The sequence below is a fragment of the Flavobacteriales bacterium genome (assembly GCA_016712535.1).
GTDB lineage: Bacteria > Bacteroidota > Bacteroidia > Flavobacteriales_F > PHOS-HE28 > PHOS-HE28.
The window spans coordinates 2263467-2287330 of sequence record JADJQW010000002.1; the positions used below are offsets into that span (position 1 = coordinate 2263467).

A 23864-nucleotide genomic window follows, 5' to 3' on the forward strand; every position below is an offset into this window, starting at 1 on the left:
GGGTCAGATTGGCAGGAGCAAAAGTACCGCCCGCGCTCCCCGTCGGTCAGACGCGGTTTTCAACAGGCGTTGCCACGCAGGCCAACCATTATGCCGACGCCAAGCGGACTGCCAGATGGTCACTTACGGGTGAGCCAATCCTGCAAGATGATCGTGGCGCTGATGCGGTCGAGCTGCCCTTTCTCGCGCCGGGCCATGCGGCCTTTGCCGCTGTCGAGCAGGGTCTGCTGCGCGAGCTTGCTGGTGAAGCGCTCATCGGCCAGTTGCACGAAGTGCGCTGGGAATCGCTTCCGCAGCGCATCGGCGAGCAAGCGGACATTCGGGGTCACATCGGTGTCGCTGCCATCGAGGTTCACGGGCAGGCCGATGACGAAACCGTCCACTTGCTCGCGGGCGCAGTAGTCGACCAGGAAGGGCATGAGGTCCTTGCTCTCCACGGTTTCCAGCGCCGAGGCGATGATGCGCAGGGGATCGGTGACAGCGAGCCCGGTGCGTTTCAGTCCGAAATCGATGGCTATCACGCGTGGCATGCCTCAAAGATGAAGGTTGAGGGTTGGTCCTTCGCTCCGCTCGGACTGACCGGCTACGGGTTGAGACCATCCTGCAACGCGCAAGCTGAGGCAGGGGCCTGCGCGGCGGCGGCACCCCCCAACCTTCGAATTGCATCTTTGCAGCATGCATGAACTGATCGAGAAAGCGTGGGAGGACCGGAACCTGCTGCGCGATGCGGAGGTGGTGAACCACATTGAGGCGGTGGTGGAGAAGCTCGACCGCGGCGAAGTGCGGGTGGCGGAGCCCGATGGCGCCGGCGGCTGGCGGGTGAACGATTGGGTGAAGAAGGCGGTGATCATGTACTTCCCCATCAAGCAGATGCACACGCATGAGGTGGGGCCGCTGGAGTTCCACGACAAGATCCCGCTGAAGCGTCGCTATGCGCAGCTCGGGGTGCGCGTGGTGCCGCATGCCATCGCGCGGCACGGCAGCTACCTGGCGCCCGGCGTGATCCTGATGCCGAGCTACGTGAACATCGGCGCGCACGTGGACGAGGGCACCATGGTGGATACCTGGGCCACGGTGGGCAGCTGCGCGCAGATCGGCAAGCACGTACACCTGAGCGGCGGCGTGGGCATCGGCGGCGTGCTGGAGCCGGTGCAGGCCGCGCCGGTGATCATCGAGGATGGCTGCTTCATCGGCTCGCGCGCCATTGTTGTTGAAGGCGTGCGCGTGTGCAGCGAGGCGGTGCTCGGCGCCAACGTGGTGCTCACGGCCAGCACGCGCATCATTGATGTGACGGGTCCGGAGCCGGTGGAGATGAAGGGCATGGTGCCGCCGCGCAGCGTGGTGATCCCAGGCACGGTGCCGAAGCGGTTCGCGGCCGGCGAGTACGGCGTGCCTTGCGCGCTGATCATCGGCCAGCGCAAGGAGAGCACCGACAAGAAGACCTCTTTGAACGAAGCGCTGCGCGAGCACAGCGTGGCCGTATGAACCCCGATCTTCGGCAACCACGAAGCACCCGCATGTCCGGCACAGTTTTCATGGAGGGCCGGCCCAAAATCCAACCCGCATGAGAACATCAGCAATCCTTCTTTCCAGCATCCTGGTCCTGAGCGCTTCCGCCCAGAATGCGTACACCGCGAAGCAGCGCTTCCTCTATTCCAACGCCAGCGGCACCACGGGCGGCATCACCGTCGAGGTCATGGACGCCATCGGCGAGCTCACCCTCTGCAAATTCAGGATGAAGGTGACGAACAAGACCGGCGACTACCTTTTCGTTGATCCGAGCCGCTTCCGGTACGTGATGGGCGACGCCGTTGCGCGATTCAAGGAGAAACCCTTCGTGGTGCGCCCCTTCGACAGTGAGTCGAAGACGCTTGATGCCTATGGCGCAAGCACCTACCAGCACGAGGCGCCGGTGCTCGACTTCGCCGATGGCCTGCAGATGGCCCCGGGCATGGGCCGCGTGACCGCGATGGATGAGTTCAGCCTGCCTGCCAGCACCAATGCCATGAGCGCCGGTCCGTTCAAGCTCAACCTGAAGGATCTCTCGAAGGAGACCGACAAGACCGTGGCGCGCTTCAGCGTGCAATACACCGGCAGCGCATTGGGCATCGTTGACCCCAGCCGCATCAGCGTGAAGCTGCCCAGCGGACAGGCGTTCGCCAATGAGAAGAGCAAGTCGAAGCCCGTGCTGCTGGAGGCGGGCGGCACGGACGATTTCAGCGTGGTGGCTGAGATCCCTGCCAAGATCGCCGACATGCAGTTCACCACGCTCACCGTGGCCTGGAACGACGCCTTCACCGAGACCGCCAAAGGGCCGTTCAGCATGGAGGCGTTGCGGATCGCTGTGGATCAGGAACGCACCAAGAAGGCGAACTGAGGCCGGGATTCACCGAGGCCGACCTTTATCGATGCGCAGGTGCTGATGCTCTGCGCGGCATTCACTATCCTTGCGAAGAACCAAACCCCTTCCCAATCATGAACTGGTACCTCAAAGCACTGAAGAATTACGTCGGTTTCAGCGGTCGAGCGCGCCGCAAGGAGTACTGGATGTTCACGCTCTTCAACATCATCTTCGCGGTAGCGGCGATGGTGCTGGACAATGTGGCCGGCTTGGCGAGCCCGATGACGGGCTACGGCCCGATCTATGGCCTCTATGCGCTGGCTATGCTTCTCCCCGGCCTCGCCGTGGCGGTGCGTCGCCTGCACGATGTGGGCAAGAGCGGCTGGTTCATCCTGATCGCGCTCATTCCGCTCATCGGCGCCATCTGGCTCCTGGTGCTCCTTTGCACCGACAGCAAGCCAGGGGCGAACGAGTATGGTGCGAATCCGAAGGAGGGCGCCGTGGCCTGAGTCGCCTTCAACCTCGCGCTTGAAAGGGCTGTCCGCAAGGACGGCCCTTTCTCTTTCGGCACCGGCTGCCAACGACCAAGGGTCGTGCCTCAAGTTGATCAGTCGGTATTCAAATGCGTTTCCACCTTTTCCTTGATGAAAAGGTGGAGCCAAAAATCAACCACGATCCAAGTCCAGGCGGCTCGGCTACCACACCGGCTCTACGCACATGCACGCCGACCGCCTGTCCCGCGCGGATCGTGGACACCCACCGCACGTGGCAGTTGCGCGCTCATCTGCGCATCACCAATTCGTGCTTTCAAGCCTGTCGCGCTTCAGCAAATACGGAAAGCACCCTTCTGGCACATCAGAACCTAGACACGGAGGCGTGGCTACATTCGCCCGCCCGAAACGGGCCATTCCAATCACCATGAGCTACGACCTGATTGTCCTCGGCAGCGGCCCCGGCGGCTACGTTGCCGCCATCCGTGCCAGCCAACTCGGACTGAAGACCGCCATCGTGGAGCGCGAGAGCCTCGGCGGCATCTGCCTCAACTGGGGCTGCATCCCCACCAAGGCGCTGCTGAAGAGCGCGCAGGTATTCGAATACATCAGCCACGCCAAGGACTATGGCATCACCGTGGGCGAGGGCAAGCCCGACCTGAAGGCGATCGTGGCCCGGAGCCGGGGCGTAGCCGATGGCATGAGCAAAGGCGTGCAGTTCCTGATGAAGAAGAACAAGATCGACGTGATCATGGGCAGCGGCAAGCTCATGCCCGGCCGCAAGATCGAAGTGACGGCCGCCGATGGGAAGAAGAGCGTGGTGGAGGCCAAGCACATCATCATCGCCACCGGCGCGCGCAGCCGCGAATTGCCCGCACTGAAGCAGGATGGCAAGAAGATCATCGGATACCGCGAGGCCATGGTGCTGCCCGAACAGCCCAAGAGCATGGTGGTGGTGGGCAGCGGAGCGATCGGCAGCGAGTTCGCCTACTTCTATGCCGCCATCGGCACCAAGGTCACGCTGGTGGAGTTCATGCCGAACATCGTCCCGGTGGAGGATGAGGACGTGAGCAAGCAGCTGGAGAAGAGCTTCAAGAAGCAGGGCATCGACGTGATGGTCTCTTCGGAAGTGACCAAGGTGGAGACCGGCGGCAAGGGTTGCAAGGTGACGATCAAGAGCGCGGCTGGTGAGAAGGTGGTGGAATGCGACATCGTGCTGAGCGCCGTGGGAATCGCCGCCAACATCGAAGGCATCGGGCTCGAAGAAGTGGGCATCGTAACGGACAAGGGCAAGATCAAGGTCGATGGCTATTACGCCACCAACATGCCCGGCTACTACGCCATCGGCGATTGCACCCCAGGACAGGCGCTTGCGCACGTGGCCAGCGCGGAAGGGATCATCTGCGTGGAGAAGATCGCCGGGCAGAACCCGCACACGCTCGATTACGGCAACATCCCCGGCTGCACCTATTGCAGCCCCGAAGTGGCCAGCGTGGGCATGACAGAGAAGCAATGCAAGGAGAAGGGCCTGGCCATCAAGGTGGGCAAGTTCCCCTTCAGCGCGAGCGGCAAGGCCAGCGCGGGCGGCAACAAGGACGGCTTCGTGAAGCTGATCTTCGATGCCAAGTACGGCGAGCTGCTGGGCGCGCACATGATCGGCATGAACGTGACCGAGATGATCGCCGAGTGCGTGAGCATCCGCAAGCTGGAGACCACCGGCCACGAGATCATCAAGACCGTTCACCCCCACCCCACCATGAGCGAAGCGATCATGGAGGCGGCGGCGGCGGCCTACGGCGAGGTGATCCACTTGTAGGAGCGCGGAACCTCGCGCCCCTGCAAGTGGCGCATCTGTTTCATGTGCGGCATCGCGGGTTCATACCAGTTCGGCAGCGGTCCGGTCCAATCCGAAGACCGCATCAGCGATGCCCTCAGGTGCCTCGCGCACCGCGGCCCCGATGACGAGGGAGTCCATCGCAGCGGACGCACGGTGCTGGGCCATCGCCGGCTGAGCGTCATTGACACCAGCCCCGCCGCTCACCAGCCGTTCACCGATGAAGGGGGGCGCTTCACGATTGCCTTCAACGGCGAGGCCTTCAATTACCAGGAGCTGCGCGCGGAACTGGAAGCGCATGGCCACCGCTTCAGAAGCCAGAGTGATACCGAGGTCGTGCTCCGGCTCTTCGCGCTGAAGGGCGAGGGCTTCCTGCATGACCTCAACGGCTTCTTCGCATTGGCCATCCACGATGCGGTGAAGGATGAATTGCTGATCGCGCGCGACCGCTTCGGCGAGAAACCGCTCTGGTACTGCGAGCAAGATGGCCGCTTGCTATTCGCCAGTGAACTCCGGGCTTTGGAGGCCTTGGGCGCGAAGGGCGAGCTTGACCCGCACAGCCTGCATCAGTACTTCACCTTCCACTACATCCCTGCTCCATGGAGCGTACTGAAAGGAGCTAGGAAGCTCAAGCCCGGCGAGCTGATCCGCGTGAGCGCAAGAGGCGTGGAGCGGAGCCGTTGGTACGATGTGGTTGGTGCCGCCAAGCGAACTAGAACGAGTTCCGATCCACGAGGCCGGCTCCGGGAGCTGCTCGACGAATCCGTTCGGCTGCGCCTGAATAGCGACGTGCCCATCGGCGCCTTCCTCAGCGGCGGGCTCGACAGCAGCATCGTGAGCGCATTAGCCGCGCGCCACCGGACGGGACTGCGCACGTTCAGCATCGGATACGCGGACGCACCGTACTTCGATGAGACGCGCTTCGCCGAAGAGGCCGCGCGGCACATCGGCACCGATCACACCAGCATCCGCCTCAGCACCGACGATTTGGCCGCCGGCTACACGGATTTCCTCGCCTGCGTCGATGAGCCTTTCGCGGATAGCAGCGCGCTGCCTGCCTTCATCCTTGCGCGCGAAGCACGCAAGCATGTGACGGTGGCATTGAGCGGTGATGGCGCCGATGAGCTCTTCGGCGGCTACCGGAAGCACCAGGCGCAGTTGCGGCTTGCCGAACCGCAGGGACCGGACAAAGCGGTGATCGCCCTTGGCCCCTTGTGGCGCCTGCTCCCCAAGTCGAGGAACAACCGCATCTCGGACAGTTTCCGGAAGCTGGACCGATTCGCCAAGAATGCTGGCGGATCCGCCGAGCAGCTCTGGCTGGACCTCGCCGGCCAGGACCCGGATGATGATGCCGGTCGGCTTGTGCCACAGCCGGGCTCTCCGCTGGCATTGCGCGAACGCGAGAGTCAACTGTCTCGCGGCGTCAAGAGCTTGCACGGATTCAACGGCTATCTCCTAGCGGATCTGGAGACCGTGCTGCCCAACGACATGCTGCACAAGGTCGACCTCACGAGCATGGCGCACGGCCTCGAGGTGCGCGCGCCCTTCCTCGATCACCGTGTGGTGGAGATCGCCTTCTCAATGCCTGCGGAGATGAAGCTCCGCCGCGGTGCCGGCAAGGCGATCCTGCGCGAGGCCTTCGGTGCAATGCTCCCTCCATCCATCGTTGCGCGGAGGAAGCAAGGCTTCGAGGTGCCCCTGCGCGACCTGCTGCTCGGCCCACTCCCTGGCTTGCAGGAGGAATTGCTGCGTGAAGAACTGGTCCATGCCGCAGGCCTTGATCCGCGCGGCGCTGCTGCTGTTCGGCGCCGCTTGCGGTCATCGTTCCCCGGTGATGCTCAGGCAACCGTGCATGCCCTGCTCGTCTACATGACGTGGTGGAAAGCGAGGCGATCAAGGGCCTCCGCCGCCTGACAGCCGGGTTATCTTCGCACGCCTTCAATGCCCCGCGTACTCCAGATCCTCAACCGCTTCAACCTCGGTGGCCCCACGCACAATGCGGCCTACCTCACGCGGTACATGGCGCCGGAGTTCGAGACCCTGCTCATCGGCGGCAGCCAGGAAGCAACCGAGGCCGGTAGCCAGTACATCACCAAGAGCATGGGCGTTGAGCCCATGATCCTGCCGGAGCTTCAGCGTGAAGTGGCGCCATGGCGCGACCGCAGCGCTTACCGCCGGATCAAGCAGGTGATCAAGCACTTCAGGCCCGACATCGTGCATACGCATGCGGCGAAGGCTGGTGCCGTAGGGCGCATGGCCGCCGCGGACCTGGGCGTGAAGGGCATCGTGCACACCTTCCATGGACATGTGTTCCACAGCTACTTCGGCCCGGTGCGCACGGCCTTGTACAAGAGCATCGAGCGCTATCTGGCCAAGCGGTCGCACCGGATCATCGCCATCAGCGAGCGTCAGCGCGATGAATTGGTTGATGAGCACCGGATCTGCGAGGGCTCCAAGGTGGACGTGATCCCTTTGGGCTTCGACCTGATGCCGTTCCAATTGGAGCAGGAGCGGAAGCGCGCGCTCTTCCGCCGCGTATACGGGGTTGCGGACGACGAGCTGGCGGTGGGCATCGTAGGCCGCCTGGTGCCGATCAAGAACCACGACCTCTTCCTGGAAGTGATCATGCGCGTTCGCGAACGCACCGGCCTGAAGTTGCGCGCCTTCATCGTCGGCGATGGTGAGGAGCGCGAGCGCCTGCAGGCCCAGACTGCCCGGCTCGGCCTGAGCCAGGTCATGGGCCCTTACTTCAATGGGCACCCCTTCGGGCATGGCGTGAATGGCAAGCCCATGGTGAAGGCTGCCGAGGTGACCTTCACCAGTTGGATCAAGGAGATCGACATCGTGAACGCAGGGCTTGACATCGCCATGCTCACCAGCCTTAACGAAGGCACCCCGGTGAGCCTGATCGAGGCGCAGGCCAGCAATCGGCCGGTTGTGAGCACCGATGTGGGAGGGATCCGGAACGTGGTGCAAGCCGACGAGACCGCGTTGCTATGCCCTTCGGGAGACGCAGAGGGGCTCGCAGCAGCCTTGGAGCGCTTGGCCCGCAACGCGGCCTTGCGCGACCGCATGGGCAAGGGCGGGTGGGCCTTCGTGCGGGACCGTTACCACTACACCCGGCTGATCGATGACACGGCCCGGCTTTATCGTGAGCTGCTCGCCTGAGGCTGCAATGGCCGATCGCTACATTTGGCCGCACATGCCCATTCATTCGAAATCCCTTTGGGGCGCTTTCGCGCTGACCGTGCTCGCCACCAGCTGCACGATCAACCGCGACATCATGTTCAAGACACCGCTCGATTACCAGTTCCGGACCTTCGCCGATACGGGTGATGCCTCGAAGCGGGTCCGGCTGCAACCGAACGACCTGCTCCAATTCAGGCTCTTCGCGAACGACGGATTCAAGATGATCGACCTGGTGAGTGAAGGCGGGACGCGTGAGGCGGCCATGCTGAACCGCGTCACCTTCAACTACGTCATCGAGAGCAACGGGGAGTGCAAGCTGCCGCTGCTGGGCCGCGTGGTCCTGGCCGGAAAGACCGTCAGGGAGGCTGAAGCATACATGGAGGAGCGTTACTCCACTTACTACCAGCGGCCCTACGTGCAACTCCTGGTGATCAACCGGCGCGTGGTGGTCTTCCCCGGCGGCGGTGGCGACGCCCGTGTGGTGCCTATCGAGAATAATAACACCACCTTGCTTGAGGCCTTGGCCCTGTCCGGCGGTATTGCCAAGCGCGGAGATGCGCGCCGGGTGAAGCTCTTCCGCAACGGCCCTGATGGAAGCCGGACCGTTCATCAGTTCGACCTCTCAGACATTGAAGGTCTGCGCCACGCCGACATCGTGCTGCAGGGCGACGACATCATCTACGTGCATCCCAACCCCGAATTGGTGCGCGAGGCGCTGCAGGACCTCACCCCGGTCATTACCCTTCTCACCAGCATCGTGCTCGTCATCGGCGTGGTGCGCGGCTTCGCCCGTTAAGCCGCGCCACGATGGTCGCAGAAGAGGTCACCAGCCGAGCCGTCAGCTTCGAGAGCTACCGCCAGCGGATCACGAACTTCAGCAACGAGTTCGACCTCGGGCTTTTCATCCACATCTTCCGGCGCAGCCTGCCGTGGGTGGTGCTCGTGCTGATGCTGGCCGGCGCTTCGGCGGCGCTTTACCTGCGCTATACCGTTCCCATCCACCAATCGCGCTCGGTGCTCCAGCTTGGCGGCAGCAACCAGGCCAAGCAGGTGCTGCTCATGAACAGCTTCATGGAGGAGCAGAACTTCGCCGTTGACCTTGAGTTCATGCGCAGCCGCTTCTTCCTGGGCATGGCGCTGGACCGGCTGCCACTGCGCGTGAGCTACTTCAACCGTGGGCAGATCCTCACCGAGGAGTATTACGTGCACTCCTTCTTCAAGCTCCACGACCTTGCGGTCACCGACAGCATCGTGCTCGACCAGCCTGTCTTCCTCGATCTGGCCAGCCCCAGCCAGGTGGGGCTCTCCTACACGGTTGGCGGCAGGACCTTCAAGGACGTCTTTCCGCGAGACGGCTTGGTGACCATGCCGCACTTCACGGCGCGGATCACCATCGGCGAGAGCCCGATCCTGAGCGACCCGGATGCCAAGACGAGCTTCTATTTCAAGATCAACAGCCGTGAACGCCTCCTGGAGAAGTACGCCAACCAGGTCTGGCTGGTATCGCAGGACTACGCCACGAAAGTCGTTGAGATCACCTGCCGCGACCCGAATCCGTACGTGGCGCGTGACCTGGCGCAATCGCTGGCCGAGACCTACATCGACTACGATGTGCAGCGCCAGAGCAGCAGCGCGGCGAGCGTGATCGCCTTCATCCGGACCCAGAAGGACACGGCCTACAAGGAGCTGCGCGATTCGGAGTACATCATGCAGGGCCTCCAGAGCGAGAACCGCGTGAGCGACATGGCCGCACTCGGTCCCTTGCTGCTGGAGCGCACGAACGAATACGAGGATGAGCTGGTGCGGCTCACGCTCGATGTGGAGTTGCTCAAGGCGATGGAACGGGCCAGTGCGAGCGAGCGCGGCGAGATCAGCGCCCACGACCTGCTCCCCTTGCTGCTCGGCACCAAGTATGAGACCACGCTGAGCATGCCGCTGCGCAACCTTCAGGACCGGCTCGATGAGCGCGATATGCTCCGTGAGGACGCCACGGCGTCGCACCCGGCCCTGCTGGCCGCGGAAGAGCGGCTGGCCTTGCAGAAGCGGGTTCTGCTGGAATCGCTCCGGCGCATGCGCGAGAGCGCGGAACGCCAGCGCGACGACCTCGGCAGGCAGCTGGGCATCCTCGATGGCAAGTTCAGGGTGCTGCCGGAGAAGGAGATCGAGTACAGCCGGGTCGAGCGCGTCTTCAGCATCAACCAGAAGTACTACACCATGCTGCTGGAGAAAGAGGTGGAGTACCGGATCAGCAAGGCCGGTTTCGTTCCGCAGAACCGCATCCTGCAAGGGGCCGCGCTCTCGCACTCACCGGTAACGCCCAACAAGGAGGTGGTGATCGGCTCCTACATCATGGCGGGCATCATCCTGTGCCTGTTGATACTCCTGATCCGCTATATCCTGCACGACAACATCACCACCTTGAACGATGTGGCCAAGCTCAGCCACGCCAGCATCGGCATCCTCGGCATGGTGCCCAAGTACAAGCACGATATCCCCGTTTCCGAGCTGCTCATCGATAAGAATCCCAAGAGCCTCATCGCTGAGGCGTTCCGCACGGTGCGCACCAATATGCAGTTCGTCGACAACTCGCCTGGGCCGAAGGTGATCGCCATCACCAGCACCATCTCCGGCGAAGGGAAGACCTTCGTTGCCATGAACCTCGCGGGCATCATCTCCTACAGCGGCAAGCGCGTGATCATCCTCGACTTGGACATGCGCAAGCCCAAGATCCACCTTGGCTTCGATGTGGACAATGCGCGCGGCATGAGCACGGTGCTGATCGGCAAGGACACCTTGGCCGACTGCATACGGCACAGCAGCCTTGAGGGCCTCGACTACATCACCGCCGGCCCGATCCCGCCGAACCCATCGGAGCTGATCATCAGCCCGCGCATGCTCGAGGTGCTCGCTGAACTGAAGAAGATGTACGATGTGGTGCTCCTTGATAACCCGCCGGTGGGGCTGGTGACCGATGGCATCCCGATGATCCAGCTGGCGGATTACCCGATCTACATCTTCCGGAGCGACTACAGCAAGAAGCACTTCGTGCAGAACGTCGACCGCTTGATCAACGAGAACAGCATCAAGCGCCTCAGCTGCGTGCTCAATGGCGTTGATGTGGACCGCAACCGCTACGGCTACAACTATGGCTACGGCTATGGCTATGGCTACGGCTACGGCTATGGAAGCGGGTATGCAGGCGGCTATTACGAGGACCGGCCGGCCACGAAGCGGGGCAAGACCGGGTTCCTGGCCAACCTTTTCGGCAAATCATGATCGCGACGGAGACCTTCCCCATTCCCGGGCTCGTGCTGCTTCGGCCCCGCAGCTTCGCTGATGACCGCGGCTCCTTCATGGAGACCTGGAGCCAGCGTGCCATGGATGAAGCCATCGGCAGCCAGCGTTTCGTGCAGGACAACGAGAGCATCTCGCGCGCAGGCGTGCTGCGCGGGCTGCACTTCCAGCTCGACCCGCATGCGCAAGGCAAGCTGGTGCGCGTCTCGCGCGGCGCTGCCATCGATGTCTGCGTCGATATCCGCCGGGACAGCCCGACGTACGGGCAGCATGTGAAGGTGCATCTCACTTCGGAGGCCCCCACCCTGCTCTGGGTGCCACCGGGCTTCGCTCACGGATTCGCGGCGCTTGAGGACGGAACGGTCTTCAACTACAAGTGCACGGCCTACTATCATCCCCAAGCCGAGCGCACCATCCGCTGGGACGACCCGGCGCTGGGCATTGACTGGGGAGTCCGCGATCCGCTGGTGAGCGATAAGGACCGGGCAGGATTCGGCTTCGAGGAGCCTTGGCACCTGCCTAAATGAGGCCATGGCTTACAGCGGGACCCAGCTCTTCCTCATCTACTCGGGCCTCTTCTTCGCGGCGCTGGTCTTCAGCCTGCTCGTGAACTCGCTCTTCATGCGCTTCGCGCGCACCTTGGGCATGCGTGAGAAGGATCAGCTTATCGAGCGCTGGAGCGCCAGCTACAAGCCGGCCTTCGGCGGAATCGGGTTCTACATCCTGTTCCTCGCTTGCTTCACCTTGCACGGCGTGCTCTTCCCTGGCGAGGTGGCCGTGCTGCGCCCCGAGCTCTTGGGCCTCTTGGCCGCTACTTCCCTCGGGTTCCTCATGGGCCTTGCGGATGACGCTTACAACACGCGCCCCGTGCTCAAGTTCATGGTTCAGCTCGGCTGCGGCGGCATCCTCATCGCGAGCGGCACCTGCATCAATCTCTTCGAGGCGCAATGGGCCAACGTGGCGCTCACGTTGTTCTGGGTGGTGGGCATGATGAACTCGATCAATATGCTCGATAACATGGACGCGGTGGCGACCTCCGTCACCATCGCGATCCTATCGGCGGCCACCGTGGTGATGATCGCCACCAATGCGATGGACCCGGTGTACATGGTGCTGCTGGTTGGCACCATGGCTGCCCTCGCCGGCTTCCTCTTCTACAACTGGAACCCGTCGCGCATGTTCATGGGGGATACCGGCAGCCAATTCCTCGGGGTGCTCATCGCTTTCGTCGGCATCCGCTTCTTCTGGAACATGCAGGGGCCGACAGGGGCCTGGGAACCCGCCCGGCAGGTGATCATGCCCCTCATCGTGTTCCTTCTCCCGATCGCTGATACCGCGACCGTCTCCATAAACCGGATCATGCGCGGCCACAGCCCTTTCGTCGGGGGGCGGGATCACACCACGCATCACCTCAGCTACCTCGGCCTCAGCGATGGGCAGGTGGCGCTCGTCTTCATCGGCCTGAGCCTTGTGAACGTGTTCCTTGCCTTCACCATGGCGCGCTTCATCATCATCTGGGGGAACCTGCACACCGTCGCGTTCGTTTCATACGGCCTGCTCGTGTTCGGAACGCTCTTCGCAATCACCCGCCGCTCGAGGCCTCACCCATGAAGAACGCCCTTCGTCTTCTTGCACGCTCCATCGGCCTGCTCGTTCTGCTCCTGGCCGGATCCGTGGCCGCTCACTTGCTGGTCTTCTCTGCGAGCAGCGCTGCCACCGACCTGGATCACCGCCAGCGCTTCAACGACGGCTACAAGGTCTTCAGCCTCACCATGCCCGCCCAAGTGGTGTTCTGCGGCGAACCCGTGCCGATGGACCGCATCGATGTGCGCGAGCGGCTTGATCGGGAGCTGCTGGTGAACACCTATTGGCAGAGCAACACCTTGCTCGCCCACAAGCGCGCCAACCGCTGGTTCCCATTGATCGAAGAGGTGCTTCGCCGGGAAGGAGTGCCGGACGACATGAAGTACCTGGCCCTGGTTGAGAGCAATTTCACGAACGCTGTATCGCCCATGGGAGCCGCAGGCTACTGGCAGTTCCTGAAGGAGACGGGCCAAACCCACGGATTGGAGGTGAATGCCGAGGTGGATGAGCGGTACAACGTGGAGAAGAGCACCGTGGCGGCGTGCAAGTACCTGAAGGCCTCTTACGCCAAGTTCGGCAGCTGGGCCTTGGCCGCTGCATCTTACAACCTCGGTCAAGGCGGAGTTGACAAGCAACTCGATCGGCAGAAGATGGAGAACTACTTCGACCTGCTGCTGCCCGAAGAGACCAGCCGCTATGTGTTCCGGATCCTGGCCATGAAAGAGATCATCCGCGACCCAGAGCGCTACGGCTTCCACCTGCGCGCGCAAGACCTCTACCCCCCCTACCGTACCCGGTCCTTCGAGGTGAATGGGCCCATTGAAGACCTCGCGGCCTTCGCTCTGCGCCATGGCACGGATTACAAGACCGTGAAGCTCCTGAATCCTTGGCTTCGGGACAGCAAACTGACGAACAAGGAAGGCCGGACCTACGCGATCCTGCTGCCGGCTGAAGGCTTCCATGACGGCACGACCGAGTAAGTCGCGACCTTTGCGCCCGTTTGAAGACTGAAGCCCTCCCGGCGGATGCCGCGCACAACGGCAGCGCCACTGAAGATCATATCGAAGTGCTCGGCGCCAGGGTTCACAACCTGAAAGGCATCGATGTGCGCATCCCGCGCGACCAGCTGGTCGTGATAACGGGCCTGAGCGGCAGCGGCAAGAGCTCCCTGGCCTTCGACACCATCCACGCCGAGGGCCAGCGCCGCTACATCGAGACATTCAGCGCTTATGCGCGCCAATTCCTCGGCGGCATCGAACGGCCCGATGTTGACCTGATCACCGGCCTCAGCCCTGTGATCGCCATCGAGCAGAAGACCATCAGCCGCAACCCGCGCAGCACTGTGGGCACGGTGACGGAGATCTACGACCTGCTGCGACTGCTCTATGCCCGCGTGGCCGATGCCTTCAGCCATGTGACCGGCGAGCCCATGGTGCGTTACTCTGACCAGCAGATCGTGCAGCTGGTTTCCGAAGCCTACGACAACACAGAGGTGCTTGTGCTGGCGCCCTTGGTGCGCGGGCGGAAGGGGCACTACCGCGAGCTCTTCGAGCAGCTCCTGCGGCAGGGTTTCCTACGTGCTAGGGCCGACGGCGAAGTGATCGACCTGACGAGCCGGCCACGCTTGGACCGGTATAAGGTCCACGACATCGAGCTGGTGGTGGACCGCATCAAGGTGAGCGAAAGCAACGCCAAGCGCCTTGCCGAGACGATCAACACCGCTATGAAGTACGGCAAGGGCAGCCTGATGGTGGTGGAAGCCAAGGGCCAACACGCGCCCCGCTTCCTCAGCCGCCACCTCATGTGCCCCACCAGCGGGATCGCGTATGAAGAGCCTGAGCCGAACCTCTTCAGCTTCAACAGTCCCTACGGAGCATGCCCAAGGTGCAGCGGCCTCGGTCAAGTAACCGAGGTCGCGCTCGACAAGATCGTCCCCGACCGGAAGAAGAGCATCCGGAAAGGAGCCATCGTAGCCATTGGCAGCGCGAAGAATTCCTGGGTGTTCAAACAGATCGAAGCGGTGCTGGAGAATTTCGGCCACGACCTGGACACCCCGGTCGAAGAGATGGACGACGCTGTGCTGGCAGCCTTGCTCAACGGCATGGATGAGCCGCTGCGGGTGAGCAGCAGCATCGGCCTCAGCGACCGCACCGTGCAGTTCGAGGGCATCATCCCATTCATCCTCGAACAGGCTGAAGAAGGCCCGAAGACCGCACAGAAATGGGCGGCCGGGTTCACGCACATGGTGGCTTGCCCAGAATGCCATGGTGCACGCTTGAAGAAGACCGCCTTGCATTTCCGCGTGGATGGGAAGAACATCAGCGAGCTGGTGCAACTCTCCTTCATCGAGCTGCATGCCTTCATGAATGGCCTGGTGGACAGGCTTGAAGGCACCAAGGCCGTCATCGCCAAAGAGGTGGTGAAGGAGATCACCGCACGTAGCCGGTTCCTGCTCGATGTGGGCCTCGAATACCTCACCCTTGACCGCAGCGCGCGCTCATTGAGCGGCGGCGAGGCGCAACGCATACGCCTGGCCACGCAGATCGGCAGCCAGCTCACCGGCGTGCTCTACATCCTCGATGAGCCAAGCATCGGCCTGCACCAGCGCGACGACCAGCGCCTCATCGCGAGCCTTCGCAGCCTTCGCGACGGAGGCAACAGCGTGCTGGTGGTCGAGCACGATAAGGAGATGATGATGAGCGCCGACCACCTGATCGATATCGGGCCTGGCGCAGGCGAGCACGGCGGCCGGATCGTGGCGCAAGGCCACCCGAAGCGATTCGCCCAAGGGGATAGCGTAACCGCGCAGTACCTGCGCAACGAATTGCGCATCGAGGTGCCGAAGGCGCGGCGACAGGGCAACGGCAAACGGCTCACGCTGCGCGGCGCCAAAGGCAACAACCTCAAAGAGGTGGATGCGGACTTCCCGCTGGGCACCTTGATCTGCATCACCGGTGTGAGCGGCAGCGGCAAGAGCACCCTCATCGGCGACACCCTATACCCCATCCTCAGCAAGCACTTCTACCGCAGCGATCCGCAGCCGCTGGCCTTCCACAGCATCAAAGGGCTGGAGCATATCGACAAGGTGATCGAGGTGGACCAGAGCCCCATTGGCCGCACCCCGCGCAGCAACCCCGCCACCTATACCGGCCTCTTCGACCACATCCGCGAGCTTTTCGCGCAACTGCCCAGCGCCAAGATCCGCGGCTACAAGGCCGGCCGCTTCAGCTTCAACACCGCTGGAGGCCGTTGCGAGACATGCAAGGGCGCAGGGGTGCGCACCATCGAGATGAATTTCCTTCCTGCCGTGCACGTGCCGTGCGAGACCTGCCGTGGCAAGCGTTACGACCGCGAGACGCTTGAAGTGCGGTTCAAGGGCAAGAGCATCGCCGACGTGCTCGACATGCCCGTGGAGGAGGCGGCCACGGTCTTCGCCGACATCCCGCAGATCAACCAGAAGCTGCGCACATTACTCGATGTGGGACTCGGTTACGTGAAGCTCGGCCAGAGCAGCACGACCCTCAGCGGAGGCGAGGCACAGCGCATCAAGCTGGCCACCGAACTCACCAAGAAAGGAACGGGCAACACCTTCTACATCCTGGACGAACCCACCACGGGACTCCACTTCGACGACGTGAAGCAGCTCATCGACGTGCTGCAGCGCCTGGTGGACCAAGGCAACACCGTGCTTGTGATCGAGCATAACCTCGACATCATGAAGGTGGCCGACTACTTGATCGACATGGGGCCGGAAGGCGGCGCCGGCGGCGGCATGATCGTGGCGCGCGGAACGCCGGAGGAAGTGGTGCTGATGGGCCGTGGCCACACCTGGCCCTACCTGAAGGAAGAGCTGCACCCCTGAGCCTGTCCTCGACGGAGCGTTGATAAAGGGCATCGACCGGATCGGGCGCGAGCACCAGCCGGGGCTTCCTTCGCGGCAGCTGACCAACCGATGAAGAAAGAGTCGAAACAGAACGAAGAGAGCGAGCGCCGGATCATGCGCGCATTCAAGCGCAAGGGCTGGAGCGAGGTGAAGGCCAACGACAGCTGGGCGATCTTCAAGATCATGAGCGAATTCGTTGAGGGCTTCGAGGCCATGCAGCGCATCCGACCCTGCGTGAGCGTCTTCGGCAGCGCACGCACCAAGCCCGACGCCGCGGAGTACAAGCTGGCGGAGGAGATCGCCTTCCAGCTCACCGGCAATGGCTACGGCGTGATCACAGGCGGCGGCCCAGGCATCATGGAGGCCGCCAACAAAGGCGCCCAGCGCGGCGGAGGCACGAGCGTGGGCCTCAACATAGAGCTGCCCTTCGAGCAATCATCGAACCCATACGTGGACAAGGAGAAGAGCCTCCACTTCGACTACTTCTTCGTCCGCAAGGTGATGTTCACCAAATACTCGCAGGGCTTCATCGTGCTGCCCGGCGGCTTCGGCACGCTCGATGAGCTTTTCGAGGCGCTCACGCTGATACAGACGCAGAAGATCGCGCGCTTCCCGATCATCCTGGTCGGCAAGAAGTACTGGCAAGGCCTGCTGGATTGGATCGCCCAGACCATGGGAAGCAAGCATGCCTACATCAACATGGAGGACATGGAGCTCTTCAGCGTGGTTGACAAGCCAGAGGACGCCGTGGCTGCGATCAACGCCTTCTACAGCAAGTACATGCTGAAGCCGAACTTCTAGTTCAGCTTCGCTTCGGCTTCGACCAGCGAGGGCGCGTCGTTCCCGTGCCAGATGCCCTTCACGGTGCCCTGCTTCAGCAGCAGCACGCCAGGATTGGCACGCACCATCGTCTTGATCACCTTCTCATCGCATTGCACGAACTCGAAGGCCAGCTGGTGCTCGTGCCTGAACTCATCCACCGCTTCCCAGGCATTGGTGGTGACCCCGTACACGTACCAGCCCTTCCGCTGAGCATCATCGGCGAGCTGCGCAATGGCCTTGATGTTCGAAGGATCGCTCTTCCTCAGGTCGTATGCCGCCACCAGGATCACCGGGGCGGGCTCATTGAGGACATCATCCGTGAGCTCGTATCCGTCCCGGTCGATCAACCGGAAGTCCTGCACCGGCGATGGCACGCCAGCTTCCAGCTCAACCACCCGCATGCTCTCCTTCACCTCTTCGTAATTGGGATCGTCCCATGGGTACGGCATGGAGGTATCGAACTCCTCCACCTTGCCCGTGGTCTTGTTCGTGTAGCTCATGAAGATCCTATTCACTGCAGGCTTGCTCACGCGCTGCTCAGTGATGCTCTTGCCAACGGCATATGGCCGATAATCGCGCAATGGAAGATGCGAGTAGCACCACCATGCGAAAACCAGGGTGAGCACCGATGCCCATGCCGCAGTGAGCCACTCGGCCTTGATGCCTTGAGCACCGCGCTTGATCAGCGCATACCCAAGGAAGCCGAGCAGCGTGAACCACACCGGACCCCACCAAGTGAAGATCCAGCTCCAGATGGCCACCAGCAGCAAGCCGCCGGGCAACAGCACCATGTCGTCGGCCTTGGTGTTCCATGAACCGCCCTTGGAGCGGAACGCATGGATGAGTATCGGGATGATGAGCACGAAGAGGATGGCATCCTTGTAAAAGCTCTCCCAAGGCGTGAGGCTCCTGCCCACGCTGCCTTTCATGGCGTCGCCGAAGCAGCCGCAGTCCGTTACGCAGGTCACGGGGCGCTCCTCGGCCACGCCATTCACCAGCACCGTGTACGTGCCATGCGGATCGCATGTGGCGGTATAGAGCGTGAGCCAGCCGAAGAAGACCGTGAGCGCGAAGAGCGAGATGGCCGCCATGCGCAAGCGACCGCCGAAAAGCACGGCGAAGCCCAGCACCACCTCCGCCAAGCAGGCGAGGATCCCCAAGGCCATCGCGTACGGCTCGAATGCGGGGAGATTGAGCGCGCTCTCCGCGAAATACTCCTGCAGCTTATAGGAGAAGCCGAGCGGATCGTTGGCCTTGATCAGGCCGCTGACGATGAAGAGCGATCCGACAATGAGCCGGGAGAAGAGCACGAGTGGGCGCATATCCGTTCCGATTGAATGGCGCCGAAGATAGAAGGGGCCATCACGGGCATAAGGCCCTTAACACCCCTTTGACGCTCAATCGTTGAAGCGCTCGACGAGCGCCATGCGCATCGAGAGCAGATGGTGGTCATCGTGCTCAGCGATCCATAGTGCCATATCCACAGGGCTCATGGCGCTTCCCATGCATGGATGCGATGCTCGATGCTGAAGCACTGCCTCATCCATGGCTGCCAGCTTACTGACCAGATCCAGACGCGTGATGCGGTGCTCTTCCAAGAGATCGCCGGGCTGACGGTTGCTTGCCAGCCTGATCCGCTCCTCCTGCCCATCAAGGCTTATCCGGCACAAGGCCGGACGCCGGCATTCGAAATCATCAATGCGGGACTGGAACCGCTGGTCGAGGAACAGCATATGGGCCAAGTGCCCCATGGCGCTCCATCGGCCTTGCTGCTGAAGCACAAGGCACTCGATCGGGATCCCTTTGAGCAGGTGCGCCGAGCGCGCCGGCGTACCGCGCAATCGCTCGAGTAAGAATGGCCAATCGTCGACGCCCTTGCCGAATGGCAGCTTCCGGTCCGACCACGGGATGAGCTTCATGAACCCTTGACCCGACAGGCACCCGAACCGATGCCTCGCAGCAGCCGAGCTTGCATTTCCATGACAATGGCCTTACGGATGCTTCGCCATCGCCTGGTCACGCCGCTGCTTGACCTCCGCGCACAGGCGGGCCACCTCCGGCTGAATGCGTTCCTCGTAGGGCCTGTTCCAACCGAGGAAGCCGGTCATCGGGTTGTAGCGCGCAAGGCCCATGGGCATATCGAAGAAGCTCAGATCCATGCCCTCGACCTGCTGGAACAGCGTCATCTCCACTTCAACCACGGTAACCGCGTTATCGTTCTCCCAGGCTGGTCCGTGCGTATCGATCCCGAAGCACTTGGTGACGTGTCCCGGCGAGGAGAAGCGGATAACATAATCGGCCCCATTGTCGAGCACCACGTCATAGCGACCGTTCGCGACCGTTCGGAATACGTGCTGCTTCACGCCGTTCTTGTAGACCCGCACAAGCGCGTTCGCCATCGGTTCACGGGATTCGAAAACGGTAACATTGCCTTTGATGTGCAGCCGTGCAGCTCCTGATTCGATGGCGACAAGGCAGAGCGCGAGGAGACCTAGCGTACGCATGATAGAACGGAATTTGAGGTCGCCCGTGCCGTCGTGGTAAGCGGATCCGGAACGAGCGGGGGGCGAACATAGGATCACGCAGAAACGGCGGCATTGGGCCTGAATAGCCGATTACGAACACCCTCGTGTGAATGGCTTGCGGATACCTTGGCACCATGACGACCCGACTGCTCGGCCTCCTGCTACTCTCCATTGCCCCATTAAAGGCGAAGCCGCAAGCATTCCTCGAGGCCGAGACCGATGTGCTGCGCGCGGTGGATCACTTCTTTTCCGCCATGACCGCCCGTGACAGCGCGGCCATGGCCAGCACCTTGGTCAGTGGCGGTGCCCTGCACGTGGTGGCCCTCGATGGCTCGAAGCGCGTGCAGTCAATTTCGTTCGAGGACTACTTGACCCGCTTGACTGCCGGGACCGAGCGGCTGGTAGAGCGCTATTGGGATGCGCATGTCCGTATCGATGGTCCGATCGCGGTGGCCACGATGCTCTATGACTTCCACATCGATGGGCGTTTTTCGCACTGCGGCATTGATTCATTCACCCTGGCACTCGGGCCAGGAGGCTGGCGAATCGCAAGCGTGGCGTACACGCGACGAACGGAAGGGTGCCCAGCTTGCCCGCTCGGGCCTTTGAAGGATGAATGAACAGAAGAAGGATCCGGCGGCTCAATCGAGCTTGCCGCGTGGCGCCGCTCCTGCCAGATGCTCTTGCGGAGGCAAGGCCTCGTTCTCGTAAACGAGCTGGGTGCAGGCCAATCCATCCTTGAAGTAGAATACACCGCCCCACTTGTGGAACACGCGGCGGTACTCCGTGGCCTTGCCCCCGACTTCAACCTTCACAACGGTGGTCACCTTGCCGGCCTCCACGATCAGTTCCTCTGTGCGGAACGAATCCGCTTCAACGGTGCTTGGGACAGGCCTGTCCTCCTGCTGTTCATTCGTGCGCGCCTTGGCCATGCGCGACTGCTCTTCAACGAGCACGGGATCCACGCGACGCCGACCATCCTCGCCTTCCGAAGGGGCTGCGGCCAATGTGTTACGCTGTGGGGCAGGAACACCTGGGATCAGCTTGGGCTTCTCGGGCTTGGGCTCGACAGGAGCCTTCAGCGGCACATCGGCCTTGGGCTCGGTCTTTTTCGCAACCGGCGCTTTCGCGGTTTCTTTCTGAGCTGCCAATGCGCGCGCCTGCTCCGCCTTCGCGGCTTCGGCCGCTGACCGGCGATCTGACTCTTCCTTGGCCTTTGCTTCCGCTGCTGCAGCCTTCTCGGCCTCAGCTTTCGCCTTGGCAGCCGATGCCTCCTGCGCTGCCAACTGCTTCTTCGCTTCAGCCTCGGCCTTCTGCAGCGCCTTGGCTTCCTCAGCCTTGCGCTTCTCGGCCTCAGCAGCTCCTGCGGCTTCCTGTTTCTGTTTCTTCTCCACCTGAGCGACCGCTTCCTGCAACTGCGATTGGATCGACTTGGTGTAGTCGGTGTCGTAGTCGAAATCCCCTGCCGAGGCATCATACCGGATCATCCCAACCGGTTGATTGAAGACCACCATGTTGATGTCGTCGTACTGCTTGAAGAGGGAGACCGCGAAATCGAACGGGGTGAATCCATTGGCGATGGCATCCCCTGGCACGCGCGTGTCGAAGGAGATCTTCTTGGCCACGTAGCCATCCTTCTCGAACGACACGATGTAGCTTGCATTGAGTTCCAGCTCCAGCGCGAACTTGCTCAGGCCAGTGGTGATGGTGCGCTCCTTCACGCCATTCTTGTACACCACGGCGCGTGCGCCGGCCATGTCGCCTCCTTCGATCTTCACCCGGCCATTCGCCTTGAACTTGCCTTGCGCGAGCAGTGATACGGCCAGCAGCAAGAAGGTGACCGATAAGGCAGTCCGGAGCATGGAGCGCAGGGGTTGAAGCATGGGCGAGCGGAACCTCGGGTGCCCGTGTACGTTACAGCGCCTCGCATGGTTCACTGGAAACTGCTTCCCGCGATCGCAGCCTTCGCGGTCATTCCGAACAACGGTTTCGGGCAGTCCGACGGCATCGCCAAGCTCAACGAGCTATTCGGCGGGAGCGTGGTCTTGAAGCTGGATAAGCGCCTGCAACTCGTGATCGACTTGTACGACGCTAATTCGCGGATCCGGCAGGATGTGGCGCCCTTGGCGAGCATTGACCCGGAGCGCCTCCATTATTCCATGGAAGAGGATGCCGTGATCCTCGAATGCCGTGAGGGTCATGACCGATGCTTCACGAAAGAGCTCTTCAAGCTCAATTCCGTGCGCCTGACAGGCCGATGCAACCTGCCCCGACCACCGCTGGACGATGGGGCCGCGGCCACCTTGGATGCACTGCGCGCACTGCTAGCGGCGCATTCCGCCACAGCCTTGGAAACCCCAATGCGCGGAGAGCGTAAGAACTGACGTTTTCAACCGACCCATGCGCCTATCAACACCCCTTGCCGCGATGCTGGTGGCCGCCAGCGCGCAAGGTCAATACCTCGCCGACAACGGCAAGCCCGACCCGGCCGATGATTTCTACAAGGCCGGCGAAAAGGCCCATCGCGCAGGAGACCATATGATGGCCATCGCAGCGTACACTCAGGCCATCGCCATAGCACCGACGCATGTGAACGCGCACCTGCACCGCGGCTTCTGCCATAGCATCCTGAAGCAATACGCCGAGGCGGTCGCTGACTTCAGCACGGTGATCGGCGAAAAGCCCGAGCACCCGCAAGCCTTCTTGAGCCGTGGCAGCGCACTGGCCAAGCTGGGGCGCCATGCTGAGGCCATCGCCGATTTCGACCGCGTGATCGCGATCGATGCGCGTAACGGCGAGGCCTTCAACAACCGCGGTTGGAGCCGCAAGGCGACTGGTGATCAGGACGGCGCCTGCAAGGATTGGAAAGCAAGCAAGCGAGCCGGCAACGCCGAAGCGCGCATCATCCTCGAGAACAACCGATGCAAATGACCCGAACCCTTACACTCCTCGCCGCCTTCGCCTTGGCGCTCACGACCCAAGCGCAAGACCAGAGCTACTCCGACTGCCTGGTGAAGACCAGCAGCAAATGGGGCGCGCCATGCGACCATTGCTTCAGCTATATCGAAGGCTACAAGCGCGATTTCAGCGGCACCTATCAGCTCGACCTGAAGAACGCGTGCCGCGAGGTGATCGAAGTGAAGGTGGCCGTGCAAGAGAAGAACGGAACCTGGCGCACCTTCCCTGTGCGCGCGCTCGGACCCGAAGAGAGCCTGAACGCTTTTGCTTGCGAAGGCAGCGGCAAGTACCTCTATTGGGTGCGCCGCGCCAATGACAGCGAGATCGTGCTTCCGACGGACCGCGAGATCATCACCGCCTACAACGGGCGCTGAGCACCCTGCTCCACTCGAAGGCCGATGGCGGCCCCATCGGCTCTCATCGTTCTCCACCCTGCCGTGTTGATGGGGAGCCATCCATCATGCGCTCAGCACGCGGCATTGGCATGCACTTTTGGCTCGAAGCCCTGCATGCCATGCCCGCCAAACGTTTCCACATCGACCGCACCGAGCATTCACCCGAGATCGACCTCGACCTCGATAACGGCGTGATGGAATTCGTGGGCCGATCACTCCCCAACAATTCCGAGCAATTCTATTCCCGTGTCTATCGCTGGATCGAGGAATACCTGGAGCAGCCCAAGGAAGAGACCACGGTGAACATGCGGCTTGACTACCTTGACACAAGCAGCAGCAAGCACCTCTACAACATCTTCCAGAAGCTCGACGCCGTGAACGAGCGCGGGCAGCACGTGCGGGTGAACTGGCATTTCGAGACCGGGGATGAGGAAATGGCCGAGACCGGGAAGGACTATGAGAGCCTCTTCCGCCTCGACTTCAACTTCGTGGAAGTGCAAGATCTCTTCTAACGAATCCTGAGCACCGGGCCCTGTTCAAAACTCGCC

Annotated in this window: 23 protein-coding genes; 18 read left to right on the plus strand and 5 right to left on the minus strand. The window is 62.2% G+C overall.

Annotated features, from left to right (window positions below):
• Positions 1-119: 119 nt before the first annotated feature.
• Complete coding sequence (ruvX, locus tag IPK70_09515; protein MBK8227396.1) at positions 120-530, minus strand: Holliday junction resolvase RuvX; 411 nt, start codon at positions 528-530, stop codon at positions 120-122.
• A gap of 145 nt (positions 531-675) precedes the next feature.
• On the opposite strand from ruvX, the gene IPK70_09520 reads away from it, so the two are divergent.
• From IPK70_09520 to IPK70_09580, 13 genes are all read left to right on the plus strand, one after another.
• Complete coding sequence (locus IPK70_09520) at positions 676-1485, plus strand: 2,3,4,5-tetrahydropyridine-2,6-dicarboxylate N-succinyltransferase (GenBank protein ID MBK8227397.1); 810 nt, start codon at positions 676-678, stop codon at positions 1483-1485.
• 79 nt (positions 1486-1564) lie between these two features.
• Positions 1565-2377 (plus strand): hypothetical protein, encoded by an 813-nt coding sequence (locus IPK70_09525; protein ID MBK8227398.1) that lies wholly within the window; start codon positions 1565-1567, stop codon positions 2375-2377.
• A gap of 98 nt (positions 2378-2475) precedes the next feature.
• The gene (locus IPK70_09530) at positions 2476-2850 is read left to right on the plus strand and encodes a DUF805 domain-containing protein (GenBank protein MBK8227399.1); all 375 of its coding nucleotides are present in this window, start codon (positions 2476-2478) and stop codon (positions 2848-2850) included.
• A 409-nt stretch (positions 2851-3259) separates the two neighbouring features.
• A complete protein-coding gene (gene lpdA / locus IPK70_09535; protein MBK8227400.1) occupies positions 3260-4648 on the plus strand; it encodes a dihydrolipoyl dehydrogenase in 1389 nt (462 codons plus the stop codon).
• 42 nt (positions 4649-4690) lie between these two features.
• The gene (gene asnB, locus IPK70_09540) at positions 4691-6580 is read left to right on the plus strand and encodes an asparagine synthase (glutamine-hydrolyzing) (GenBank protein MBK8227401.1); all 1890 of its coding nucleotides are present in this window, start codon (positions 4691-4693) and stop codon (positions 6578-6580) included.
• A gap of 27 nt (positions 6581-6607) precedes the next feature.
• Complete coding sequence (locus IPK70_09545) at positions 6608-7834, plus strand: glycosyltransferase (protein MBK8227402.1); 1227 nt, start codon at positions 6608-6610, stop codon at positions 7832-7834.
• Positions 7835-7868: 34 nt separating this feature from the next.
• Positions 7869-8651 (plus strand): polysaccharide biosynthesis/export family protein, encoded by a 783-nt coding sequence (locus IPK70_09550; GenBank protein ID MBK8227403.1) that lies wholly within the window; start codon positions 7869-7871, stop codon positions 8649-8651.
• An 11-nt stretch (positions 8652-8662) separates the two neighbouring features.
• The gene (locus IPK70_09555) at positions 8663-11131 is read left to right on the plus strand and encodes a polysaccharide biosynthesis tyrosine autokinase (protein ID MBK8227404.1); all 2469 of its coding nucleotides are present in this window, start codon (positions 8663-8665) and stop codon (positions 11129-11131) included.
• Entirely contained in the window at positions 11128-11676 is a 549-nt protein-coding gene (gene rfbC, locus IPK70_09560; GenBank protein MBK8227405.1) for a dTDP-4-dehydrorhamnose 3,5-epimerase, read from the plus strand. The genes IPK70_09555 and rfbC overlap by 4 nt, the downstream gene beginning before the upstream one ends.
• Before the next feature lie 4 nt (positions 11677-11680).
• Positions 11681-12760 (plus strand): undecaprenyl/decaprenyl-phosphate alpha-N-acetylglucosaminyl 1-phosphate transferase, encoded by a 1080-nt coding sequence (locus tag IPK70_09565; GenBank protein MBK8227406.1) that lies wholly within the window; start codon positions 11681-11683, stop codon positions 12758-12760.
• Positions 12757-13713 carry a lytic transglycosylase domain-containing protein gene (locus IPK70_09570; protein ID MBK8227407.1) on the plus strand — a complete coding sequence of 319 codons (957 nt, stop codon included), beginning with the start codon at positions 12757-12759 and terminating at the stop codon, positions 13711-13713. Before IPK70_09565 ends, IPK70_09570 begins: the two co-directional genes overlap by 4 nt.
• Positions 13714-13733: 20 nt before the next feature.
• Entirely contained in the window at positions 13734-16595 is a 2862-nt protein-coding gene (uvrA, locus tag IPK70_09575; GenBank protein MBK8227408.1) for an excinuclease ABC subunit UvrA, read from the plus strand.
• Between the two features lie 90 nt (positions 16596-16685).
• On the plus strand, positions 16686-17417 hold the full coding sequence (locus tag IPK70_09580; GenBank protein ID MBK8227409.1) for a TIGR00730 family Rossman fold protein: 732 nt from the start codon (positions 16686-16688) through the stop codon (positions 17415-17417).
• On the opposite strand, the gene IPK70_09585 is transcribed toward IPK70_09580, so the two are convergent.
• From IPK70_09585 to IPK70_09595, 3 genes are all read right to left on the minus strand, one after another.
• Positions 17414-18760 carry a DoxX family membrane protein gene (locus IPK70_09585; protein MBK8227410.1) on the minus strand — a complete coding sequence of 449 codons (1347 nt, stop codon included), beginning with the start codon at positions 18758-18760 and terminating at the stop codon, positions 17414-17416. The two genes, IPK70_09580 and IPK70_09585, sit on opposite strands and share 4 nt — an antisense overlap.
• Positions 18761-18835: 75 nt before the next feature.
• A complete protein-coding gene (locus IPK70_09590; protein ID MBK8227411.1) occupies positions 18836-19357 on the minus strand; it encodes a DinB family protein in 522 nt (173 codons plus the stop codon).
• A gap of 72 nt (positions 19358-19429) precedes the next feature.
• The gene (locus tag IPK70_09595; protein ID MBK8227412.1) at positions 19430-19942 is read right to left on the minus strand and encodes a carboxypeptidase regulatory-like domain-containing protein; all 513 of its coding nucleotides are present in this window, start codon (positions 19940-19942) and stop codon (positions 19430-19432) included.
• Positions 19943-20097: 155 nt separating this feature from the next.
• On the opposite strand from IPK70_09595, the gene IPK70_09600 reads away from it, so the two are divergent.
• Entirely contained in the window at positions 20098-20583 is a 486-nt protein-coding gene (locus IPK70_09600) for a nuclear transport factor 2 family protein (GenBank protein MBK8227413.1), read from the plus strand.
• 21 nt (positions 20584-20604) lie between these two features.
• Here IPK70_09600 and IPK70_09605 read toward each other — a convergent pair whose 3' ends face one another.
• A complete protein-coding gene (locus IPK70_09605) occupies positions 20605-21825 on the minus strand; it encodes a hypothetical protein (protein MBK8227414.1) in 1221 nt (406 codons plus the stop codon).
• Positions 21826-21891: 66 nt separating this feature from the next.
• Here IPK70_09605 and IPK70_09610 point away from each other — a divergent pair, with 66 nt between their 5' ends.
• From IPK70_09610 to IPK70_09625, 4 genes are all read left to right on the plus strand, one after another.
• On the plus strand, positions 21892-22347 hold the full coding sequence (locus IPK70_09610; GenBank protein ID MBK8227415.1) for a hypothetical protein: 456 nt from the start codon (positions 21892-21894) through the stop codon (positions 22345-22347).
• Between the two features lie 16 nt (positions 22348-22363).
• Positions 22364-22894: a tetratricopeptide repeat protein gene (locus IPK70_09615; protein ID MBK8227416.1), complete on the plus strand. Its 531-nt coding sequence runs from the start codon at positions 22364-22366 to the stop codon at positions 22892-22894.
• Positions 22891-23295, plus strand: coding sequence for a hypothetical protein (locus tag IPK70_09620; GenBank protein ID MBK8227417.1), 405 nt, complete (start codon positions 22891-22893; stop codon positions 23293-23295). The genes IPK70_09615 and IPK70_09620 overlap by 4 nt, the downstream gene beginning before the upstream one ends.
• 86 nt (positions 23296-23381) lie before the next feature.
• Positions 23382-23828: a DUF1987 domain-containing protein gene (locus IPK70_09625; protein MBK8227418.1), complete on the plus strand. Its 447-nt coding sequence runs from the start codon at positions 23382-23384 to the stop codon at positions 23826-23828.
• The last annotated feature ends 36 nt before the right edge of the window (positions 23829-23864 follow it).